Origin of the sequence: Pseudomonas citronellolis (genome assembly GCF_029335315.1) — a bacterium.
GTDB lineage: Bacteria > Pseudomonadota > Gammaproteobacteria > Pseudomonadales > Pseudomonadaceae > Pseudomonas > Pseudomonas citronellolis_A.
The window spans coordinates 40,886-50,344 of record NZ_JARJLT010000335.1; the positions used below are offsets into that span (position 1 = coordinate 40,886).

10 protein-coding genes are annotated in these 9,459 nt (G+C 63.6%); 3 read left to right on the plus strand and 7 right to left on the minus strand.

The window, feature by feature from the left end:
- The first annotated feature begins 42 nt into the window (after nucleotides 1-42).
- On the plus strand, nucleotides 43-474 hold the full coding sequence (locus P3W75_RS25175) for an acetyltransferase (protein ID WP_276230039.1): 432 nt from the start codon (nucleotides 43-45) through the stop codon (nucleotides 472-474).
- Between the two features lie 265 nt (nucleotides 475-739).
- Here the strand turns inward: P3W75_RS25175 and P3W75_RS25180 are convergent, their stop codons facing one another.
- Nucleotides 740-1,108 (minus strand): antibiotic biosynthesis monooxygenase family protein, encoded by a 369-nt coding sequence (locus P3W75_RS25180; protein ID WP_276230040.1) that lies wholly within the window; start codon nucleotides 1,106-1,108, stop codon nucleotides 740-742.
- Nucleotides 1,109-1,180: 72 nt separating this feature from the next.
- Here P3W75_RS25180 and soxR point away from each other — a divergent pair, with 72 nt between their 5' ends.
- A complete protein-coding gene (soxR, locus tag P3W75_RS25185) occupies nucleotides 1,181-1,663 on the plus strand; it encodes a redox-sensitive transcriptional activator SoxR (protein ID WP_276230041.1) in 483 nt (160 codons plus the stop codon).
- Here the strand turns inward: soxR and P3W75_RS25190 are convergent.
- Entirely contained in the window at nucleotides 1,636-2,595 is a 960-nt protein-coding gene (locus P3W75_RS25190; RefSeq protein WP_276230042.1) for a threonine dehydratase, read from the minus strand. The genes soxR and P3W75_RS25190 overlap by 28 nt on opposite strands.
- A 224-nt stretch (nucleotides 2,596-2,819) precedes the next feature.
- Here P3W75_RS25190 and P3W75_RS25195 point away from each other — a divergent pair, with 224 nt between their 5' ends.
- On the plus strand, nucleotides 2,820-3,782 hold the full coding sequence (locus tag P3W75_RS25195; RefSeq protein WP_276230043.1) for a DMT family transporter: 963 nt from the start codon (nucleotides 2,820-2,822) through the stop codon (nucleotides 3,780-3,782).
- Nucleotides 3,783-4,094: 312 nt separating this feature from the next.
- Here P3W75_RS25195 and P3W75_RS25200 read toward each other — a convergent pair whose 3' ends face one another.
- The 5 genes from P3W75_RS25200 to aqpZ all read right to left on the minus strand — a co-directional run bounded on the left by P3W75_RS25200 (nucleotide 4,095) and on the right by aqpZ (nucleotide 9,277).
- Complete coding sequence (locus tag P3W75_RS25200; RefSeq protein ID WP_276230044.1) at nucleotides 4,095-4,874, minus strand: hypothetical protein; 780 nt, start codon at nucleotides 4,872-4,874, stop codon at nucleotides 4,095-4,097.
- Nucleotides 4,871-5,110, minus strand: a complete 240-nt coding sequence (locus P3W75_RS25205; protein ID WP_276230045.1) for a hypothetical protein — start codon at nucleotides 5,108-5,110, stop codon at nucleotides 4,871-4,873. Before P3W75_RS25205 ends, P3W75_RS25200 begins: the two co-directional genes overlap by 4 nt.
- A 4-nt stretch (nucleotides 5,111-5,114) precedes the next feature.
- Nucleotides 5,115-7,229, minus strand: a complete 2,115-nt coding sequence (locus P3W75_RS25210) for a lipase family protein (protein WP_276230046.1) — start codon at nucleotides 7,227-7,229, stop codon at nucleotides 5,115-5,117.
- 18 nt (nucleotides 7,230-7,247) lie between these two features.
- Nucleotides 7,248-8,024: a hypothetical protein gene (locus P3W75_RS25215; protein WP_276230047.1), complete on the minus strand. Its 777-nt coding sequence runs from the start codon at nucleotides 8,022-8,024 to the stop codon at nucleotides 7,248-7,250.
- A 566-nt stretch (nucleotides 8,025-8,590) separates the two neighbouring features.
- The gene (aqpZ, locus tag P3W75_RS25220; RefSeq protein ID WP_276230048.1) at nucleotides 8,591-9,277 is read right to left on the minus strand and encodes an aquaporin Z; all 687 of its coding nucleotides are present in this window, start codon (nucleotides 9,275-9,277) and stop codon (nucleotides 8,591-8,593) included.
- Nucleotides 9,278-9,459: the final 182 nt, after the last annotated feature.

Here is a 9,459-nt window from a genome sequence, read left to right on the forward strand (position 1 = left end):
ATGCGCCCTACAGTTCATCCCGTCCTTACCCTGGATTCCACCATGCACATTCGCCAACGCGTCGCCGCGGACAACCCGGCGCTGCTCGACATCTGGCTGCGCGCCGTGCGCGCCACCCATCACTTCCTGCAAGCCGCGGATATCGACGCGCTGCTGCCGCAGGTGCGCGACCTCTACCTGCCGGCCGTCGAGGTCTGGGTGGCGGCCGACGCCACGGATCGCCCGCTGGGCTTCATCGGCCTGGACCAGGCGCACGTGGAGATGCTCTTCATCGACCCCGAGCGGCGCGGGCAGGGCATAGGTAGCGCGTTGCTCGACCGTCTGCGCGACGCGCGTGGCGTTCTCAGCGTCGACGTCAACGAGCAGAATCCCCAGGCGGTGGGGTTCTATCGCCACTACGGCTTCCGCGACACCGGGCGCTCCGAGCTCGACGGGCAGGGACGGCCTTTCCCGCTGTTGCACATGAGCCTGTAGGGACGGCTGGGACTGTAGGAGCGCGCCATGCGCGCGATCGCGGGCGTGGCCCGCTCCTACCAGGCACGGGGCCGAAGTCTCTGGATCCTCCGCGTTCGCGGGGACGCCGCTTGGGAGTACGTGCCATACCCAAACCCGTCACTCCCGCGAACGCGGGAGCCCAGTGTCTTGGGTGGTGAACGCTCCGGCGAGGGGCCGGGCTTCAGCCTCGTCCATGAGCGGATGCCGTAGACAAGGCAGTTGGCCCCAACGTCGGACGGGTGCTTCAGGCCAGCTGTTCGGCCACCAGGAAGCTGTCGAAGTGGATGCTCCGCGCCCCCAGGCGCAGCAGGCTGTCGGCGAACAGTTCGTTGCGCGTGGCGTCGCAGTCCCAGGCGGCCTCCCAGTCCTCGCGGCTGGCCCAGTGCACGCAGCCGAGCAGGTGGCGGCCGTCGTCGCTGGCGCGCAGTTCGGCGCCGAGGTAGCCGGGCTGGGCGTGGAACAGTTCGCGCAATTGCTCCAGGTAACGCCCGAGGCCTTCGGCGATGTCGGCGCGCTGCGCCGGCGCCATCTCGATGTCGATCAGCAGGGCGAAGTGCCCGTTGGCCTGGGTGGCGCCGGCGTCCGTGTTGCAATAGGCGCTGGAAATGATCATGGCTTGGCTCCTGGGTCTTGAAGGCAGACGCCGCCGAGGGTAAAACCTCAACTTAACTTGAGGTCAAGCGCCATGCCGAAAAATCCCTCCGCGTCGCCCATCCATCACGATCTGAGCGTCGGCGAGCTGGCCCGACGCAGTGGCGTGGCGGTATCCGCGCTGCATTTCTACGAAGCCAAGGGGCTGATTCACAGCACCCGCAACGCCGGCAACCAGCGGCGCTACCCGCGTGACGCGCTGCGCCGGGTGGCGGTGATCAAGGTGGCGCAGCGGGTCGGCATTCCCCTGGGCGAGATCGCCGAGGCGCTCGCCGGCCTGCCCGCCGGGCGCAGCCCGCTGGCGGCCGACTGGGCGCGTCTGTCGGCGCGCTGGCGTGACGACCTGGATGAGCGCATCGCCAAGCTCATGCTGTTGCGCGACCAGCTCAACGGCTGCATCGGCTGTGGCTGCCTGTCGCTGGACGCCTGCCCGCTGCGCAATCCCGGCGACCGCCTGGCGGAGCAGGGGCCGGGGGCGCACTGGGAGGCTCAGCCGACGGACAGCTCGCGGGCGTAGACCTCGCGGTCGACGTTGCCGCCGCTGAGCACCAGGCCCACCTTCAAGCCGCGCAGCACCTCGCGCTCCTGCCAGGCGGCGGCCAGCGCGGCGGCCCCGGCACCCTCGGCGACGTTGTGGGTGGCGGTGAAGTACAGGCGCATGGCCGCGCCGATCTCCGCGTCGCTGACCTGGACAATGTGGTCGGCGCCGGCGCGGATCATCTCCACCGCGTTCGGTTCCGGCGTGGTGCAGGCCATGCCATCGGCCAGCTGCGTGCTGGTGGCGTGGAACACCGGCGCGCCGGCGGCGAAGGACAGCGCGTAGGCCGGCGCGTGGCTGGAAACCACGCCGACGATGCGGGTCTTCAGGCCGAGGGCGTCGCGCGCCGCGATCATCCCGCAGATGCCCGAGCCCATGCCGATCGGCACGTAGCACACGTCCAGGTCGGGGTGGGCGCGCAGCAGCTCCAGGCTATAGCTGGCCACGCCGGCCACCAGCCAGGGGTGGAAGGAGGGGATCAGGTGCAGGTGGTCGCGCGCGGCCAGGTCGGTGGCGTATTCGCGGGCGGCCTGGAAGTCCTCGCCGTGCTCGATCAGGTTGGCGCCCAGGGCGCGCATGGCGGCGTTCTTCTCCTGGCTGTTGCCGTGCGGCACCACTATGGTCGCCGGCATCTCCAGGCGCGCGGCGGCGAAGGCGATGGACTGCCCGTGGTTGCCGCGCGTGGCACTGATCACTCCGGCCGGGCGCGGCGACTGCGCCGCCAGGTGGTGGAAATAGTTCAGCCCGCCGCGCAGCTTGAAGGCGCCCACTGGCGAGTGGTTCTCGTGCTTCACCCAGGTTTCGCAGCCCAGCGCCTGCACCAGCAGCGGCCAGCGGATCTGCGGGGTGGGCGGCAGGCTGCGGTGGACGATGGCGGCGGCGGCTTCGAGGGCGGGCAGGCTGAGCGGCATGGTGGGAGCTCCTGTGGTGGAACCTTCAGTCTAGGGGCGCGCGTGCCGGCGGCGACAGGTACAGCTGACATACAGATTGCGCTCCGGCCGCAGTCGTCTTTGCCGCCACCGCGCCCAGGGTGTGCCGGCGGACCGGTACAGTTGCAGCGCCGAACTGTTCCTGTCGAAGGCCGGCGCCGCTGGCATAGCATGGCTGACCGCACACGCGAAGAGTCGCTCCCACCATGCACGTCACCTCCGGCCGTTGGCAGTTCGGCCTGTTCCTGTCCCTGGTCACCGCGGTGCTCTGGGGCATCCTGCCGATCAAGCTGAAGGAAGTCCTGAAGGTCATGGACCCGATCACCGTGACCTGGTTTCGCCTGGTGGTCTCCGGCGGCCTGCTGCTGCTCTGGCTGGCCGCGCGCCGCCAGCTGCCGCGCTTCCGCCCGCTGGGCCGGCGCGGTGGCGGCCTGGTGCTGCTGGCGGTATTGGGGCTGACCGGCAACTACGTGTTCTACCTGGTCGGCCTGCGCCAGCTGACCCCCGGCACCACCCAACTGGTGATCCAGATCGCGCCGATCCTGATGCTGCTGGGCAGCCTGTTCGTGTTCAAGGAAAGCTTCAGCGTCGGCCAGGCCGTGGGCCTGGCGATCCTGCTGGGCGGCTTCGGGCTGTTCTTCAACCAGCGCCTGGAGGAACTGTTCGGCTCTCTGGGCGAATACACCACCGGCGTGCTCATCGTCGTGCTCGCCGCCTTCGTCTGGACCTTCTATGGCCTGGCGCAGAAGCAGTTGCTGACGCAGTGGAGCTCGGTGCAGGTGATGATGGTGATCTACCTGGGCTGCGCGCTGCTGCTCAGCCCCTGGGCGCAGCCGCAGCAACTGTTGCAGCTGAGCCCGTTGCAGACCTGGCTGCTGCTGGCCTGCTGCCTGAACACCCTGGTGGCCTACGGCGCCTTCGCCGAGGCCCTGGCGCACTGGGAGGCCTCGCGGGTCAGCGCGACCCTGGCGCTGACGCCCCTGGTGACCATCGCCGCCATGGCCGTGGCGGCCTGGCTATGGCCCGCGCACCTGCATCCGGAAGACCTCAATGGCCTGGCCTACCTGGGCGCGCTGCTGGTGGTCTGCGGCTCCGCGCTGACCGCCCTGGCGCCGTCGCTGCTGCGCAGTTACCGCGCGCGGCGGGCGCGCCTGGCGGTTTCGTCCTGAGGTCATACAGCGGAATCGCGCCCGTGGAGAGAGGTCTGCGTTCGGTTAAGGCACTGGCTCCCCGCATTCGCGGGGATGCTGAAGGAGGTGTCATTTCTGAACCTCGTCATTCCCGCGAACGCGGGAGCCCAGTGTCTTCCGGGATAGGGGACGATGGGCAGCGCTGTGTTCCGCGCCATCCTACGGGGCGCACGGGTGGGGCCTGGTACAGAAAATGATCCTGCACTGGGCGAAGCTTGAAGCAGCCACTCGCGCCATTGGTGCGCAGCTCAATTTTCCAGCGAGATGTGGCTGACGGTTCCGGGGATGGAGTCAATGCGATTGTCCCAGGCGGATGGCCTGGAGCTTGTCGAAGTCCGGCTCGCTGCTGCCGTCGGCGATGATGCTGCCGTCGGGGTAGGTGAATTGAGTGTGGTTACCCTCCTTTTTCACCTTTGGCCCTGCGGAGTAAACAACGTAGTCAGTATGCAAAACTGGTTCGAAGTTGATCCTTTGAGCGTTCGGGGTTCTGTAAGTTAGATAAATATCTCCACTACCTAGCAAACGAACCTGTTTTGCATAAGATCCCAGAAACTCTTCGTCTACCCAAGGGTAGTAATCCTCTTTTATCAGTAGGTTGCCGGTGACGTCTTTCGTCTGATCGGGATAAGAGCGTTGCTGAGGCAGGTTGTCGTCAAAAATTGCGATCACGCCCCCTCCTCGGCCTGACTGAACAGTTGGTCCGAACCTCTCTGTATTCTGATAGCTGATGCCAAAAGTTACGTTACTCAATTTCCATTGGCATGCACCACCCCCATTTTTGTCCAACTTGACCTCGTACAGATCACTCTGCCCTAGGCGCTGTGGTTGCATCTCAATGGGGTAGAACCCGTCAATTTCGTATGCCACTCCATTGGCCGATTCTCGGCTTGGGCATTTAGCCGAGCGGTACATCACTCGCATGCTCCTGGCGGCGAGGTCCTGCGGCACCTTGATGGTGATGGACACCTGCTCGTCACCGGGCATCGGGGCGAAGGTCGGTTGATGGGCGCAGCCACTGAGACTCGCCAGTAACAGCAGGGCGCCACCAGCGCCATTGATCACGGTTTTCATGCCGGCTGGCCCTTCTCGTCGATGCTATTGGGAAACCCGATGTCCATCTCGTCCGGGTAGCGGGTGGGGATGGCCTGGGTGATGTCGTGCTTGTCGGTGACGCCGTCGTGGACTTTGCATTCGCGGGTGCGGACCCGGTATTGCACGAAAGGACGAGGGCTGCCATCGTCCTGGCGAGCGGTATAGGTCACGTGCTGCAGCGCGAACTGGCCGGGGTGGGGCAGGATATTGTTCATGGCGTCACTCCTCGGTGGGGCGCTTGCTGTGGGTGAGTTCGATGGGCTCGCCGAACTCCCGCTCCAGGCGGCGGAAGCGCTCGATCGCCTCGGCGCCGCCTTCGAGTCGCTCGGTCATGCTCAGTGCCATGGGCAGCAGCGCTTGCAGGTCGAGGAACAACTGGTTGCGTACGCGCTCTTCCTCGGGGCTGTTCTGCGAGTGCGTTTTCAGCTGTTCCTCGAAGGCCGCTCGCTCCTCCTTGCGCAGCATTGGCCGAGCGGGATCGCACAATTCCAGCAGCTGGTTGTGCAGGAAAGGCAGGTACTGCGAGCTCATGAAGTGGTTCACGGGGTCGATGCGGTGGCTGCCGGTTTCCGGGTTGCTGTAGGGCGGGAAGTACTTCTTGAGGCTGTCCCGCGAGAGGGACTGGATGAACGCCTTCTGCTGCTCGTTGGCGAGGCGGCTTTTCTCGTCGCTGAGGCTGGGCACCAGGTAGAGCTTTGCGGATTTCGGCAGCTGCATGGTGAGCACGCGGTGGCGAGGTGCCCCCAGGCCATCCTTGCTGCCCGCGCCGGAGAGCCGGGTATCGGCGATCTGCACGGTCTGCTCGGTCTTGAAGAACAGCACCGATTCACCGTGGTGCCAGTACGGGTCGCCGAACTCGACGATCTTGCTGACCGGCAGTTGAGCGAGGGACCACAGGTAGCCGAGGTCCGGCCCCAGCGGGCCGAGCGCGTCGTACAGCCAGTTGTCCAGTTCCGCCTCGGGCGGGACGCAGGGAATCGGGTCGGCGTCGTTGATATGGCGGTAGTGCCGGAAGCGCAGGTGCTGCATGGCCATGGCGGTGAAGGTGCGCGGCATGCCGTAGGTGTAAAGCAGGGGCTCGCGATCCTTCAGTTCGGCCGAGTGAATCAGCCCCAATGCGCCGCCTAGGCTGTGGCCGCAAACAAACAGCTTCCTATCGCGACTTTGATCCTGTATTTCCTCAAGGCGTTCGCCGAATAGCTTCTTTGCAACCTCGAACCCTTGCAGAAAACCAAAATGGACCTTGCCTTTCTCTGTCAGGTGGGTACAAGGCGCCTTGGTTTCACAGCGCGAGCCATCGGCCGCCACCGGCTGGTACTGGAGGTCGGTCAACCAGTCCTGGAACTCCAGGGTTCCCCGCCAGGCCACCAGCAACTGCGTCTTGTTGCTGGCGTAGAACAGTTGGGTGTTCTTGATGATATGCAAAGGAATGTCCGGTTCGCCCCTGGGCACCTTTGCCGTGCGCGTATCCAGCATCACCGCTGTGGTATAGCGTTCGCTGAAGGGGACATCCACCACCAATGCCGGCAGCCATTGGCCGCGGCGAGTGGGCGGCGGAAAGGACGGGGTACGGGAAAGGTCCTGGCACTGGCGGAAGAAGAACTCCTCCACCGAGCCGCTCAGCGTATTGGGCGAGCGCTGCAGCTTCCAGTTGCGCTCCTTGTAGGTCACCTCGGTGTAGGAGAGGTCTGCCATCATGCCCAGGTTGTGGGCATTGGCCATGCTGTACTCCGGCTGGTGATGCAGCACCAGGTTCCAGGCGCGGAACGGGCAGATTTCCAGCACATGCCGGCGATCCAATCCATCGGCACCCACGGTAAAACCACTGAATGTGGGATCGGGGAAGTGGAAGGCCGGTGGTGATGCGTCTGTCCACTTGGGCTGGATATTCGGCAGGCGGTCGCACAGTTGGCCTATGCGCAAATAGTGGTAGGCATGTCCCTCGGCCTGGGCCGTTTTCTCCACCGGGGAATCCGGCGGCGCTCCCTCATAGGTGTAGGCATACACCCGCTCGCGGCGCCGTTCGCCCCTTACAGCGCGCAGGCGACGGGTCTGCAGTACTTCCGCCAGAGGGTCGGCGGCCAGCAGCAAGGTGACGGGCAGCTTGTGCAGGCCCTCCAGGCGAATCACCCCCTGGGCATCGCTCTGCCCGCTGAACTCCGGCATCACGTCGCAGCGGGTGGCTTCGTTCATGGCCCTATAGGGCTGATGGGGCAGGGGATCCCCCTGTTCATCCAGCAGCTGGAATTCGAGCCAGTATCGTTTCTGCTTGCTTCGAACGATTACGTTCTTGACTGTACAGATGGTATCGGTGCGAACGGTATATTCAGACATAAGAAATCATCCTTGAATCTAATGCTTGAGGTTGTTTTTAATGGATTGAAGTTTTTCGAAATCTGGCTCGCTGCTACCGTCGGAGACCACGCTGCCGTCGGGATAGGTGAACTCTATATATTTTCCGACTGAGTGCTCTTTCGGCCAGACTGAATACACGGGAAATCTGTCATGCAAGACTGGCTCGAACTTTATTGATTTGGCCTGCAATACCCTGTAGGAAAGATAGATATCCCCTTTTCCTGTGAGCCAAACTTGCGTTTCGTAATGCCCTCTAAACTGCCGGTCTACCCAGGGGAAATAGTCTTCTTTGATCAATAAATCCCCACTTATTTCGACTGGAGGATACATTGAGCGTCGCTGGGTAAGGTTTTCATCGAAGGCCACTATTACCCCCCCTCCACCTCCTGGGGTAGCATTTTCTCCAAAAATTTTCGTATTTCGGTAACTAACGCCAAAGGTCACATTGCTCAACTTCCACTGGCAGGCGCCACCCCCATCCCTGGCCAGCTTGGCTTCATACAGGTCGCTCTGTCCCACCTGCCGGGGTTGCACTTCGATGGGATAGAACCCGTCCACCTCATAGGCAATCCCGTCGGCCGACTCCCGGCTCGGGCATTTGGCCGAGCGGTACATCACCCGCATGGTGTCCGCCGCCAGGTCTTTGGGTACCTTTACGGTGACGGTGACTTCCTCTCCATTGGGCGGTGGAGAAAAAACCGCACTTTGCGCACAGCCGTTGATGCTGAAAAGAATGGCCAGATAGGCTGTCGCAGCAACTCCAGAAGTATTCATTTGGTATTCTCAGTCTCTCCCCAAAAGGGGTGTTTATTATCGAGAACTAACTTGGTCGGAGCGGTGAAGGCGAAAATTTATGTTCGCTCCACTCCGTCAGCGGAAAAGTTGGTATGTCCGTAGCAAAGGAACTTTATGCATTAAAAAACTAGGCGGGGCGTTGTAATTCACGGAGTGCCTGGTCAGTTCTTGACGAGGGCCAAGCGGACCGCCGGAGACCAATGCCGCCATGGCCCCGTAGCCGGAAGTTGTTAAGAAGAGACGAATAATCGCAAAGGCTTTAAGGCCTTTGTTCATCAAGTGTTGAACTGAGCGCCTGCGCGCTGTCGCGCGCGGGATGAGTGGCGTTGACGAGATAGAGCACAGGCTCATCGAACAGGCATCCCCGTCTGATAAAAGCCTGCTTTTAACAACATCAACCGTTGGGCCGCGATAGGCCATGTCTGAATTATGCTGGCGAAATTGCGTCAGTCTTTGCTGTCAGCCTTCTTGTGGCGCCGGCAATGATTTGTGTCGATAAAAAAAGGCCGGTCACGGGACCGGCCTTCTTCATCATGCGGGAAAACTCAACGCCCGCGAATCACTCGCCAGGCCAGGGCGCCGAGCGCGCCGCCGGCCAGCGGGGCGAGCCAGAAGGCCCACAGCTGTTGCAGCGCCCAGGGCCCGGCGAAGACCGCCACCCCCAGGCTGCGCGCCGGGTTCACCGAGGTGTTGCTGACCGGGATGCTGATCAGGTGGATCAGCGTCAGCGCCAGGCCGATGGCCAGCGGCGCGAAGCCGGCCGGGGCGTCGCGGTCGGTGACGCCCATGATGACGAACAGGAAGATCGCGCTCATCAGCACTTCGCAGAGCAGCACCGCCTGCAGGCTGTAGCCGCCCGGCGAGTGCTCGGCGTAGCCGTTGGCGGCGAAGCCGTTGAGCGGGTCGAAGCCCACCGCGCCATTGGCGATGCAGTAGAGCGCGGCGCCGGCGAGCAGGGCGCCGATCACCTGGACCAGCACATAGGGCAGCAGGTGGCTGGCCGGGAAGCGCCCGCCGACGCACAGGCCCAGGCTCACCGCCGGATTGAGGTGGCAGCCGGACACCGGGCCGATGGCGTAGGCCATGGTCACCACGGTCAGGCCGAAGGCCAGCGACACCCCGAGCAGGCCGATGCCGACGTTGCCGAATTGCGCGGCCAGCACGGCGCTGCCGCAGCCGCCGAGGACCAGCCAGAAAGTGCCGATGAGTTCGGCCGCCAGTTTGCGAAGCATGTTTCCCTCCCAGGAACACAGGTGCCGCCGGAGTGGCGGTGTGGGCGGGGATGCTAGGCAAGGCGGGCGGGGAGGGCTTTTGGTCGAAGTCCTAGGTCTGTGTAGGAAATTAGCCTTATTGATTTGGCTTTTGTAGGTATTGATTGAGGGGATTGGCGGGCTTGTCGGAAACAGACCGTCAG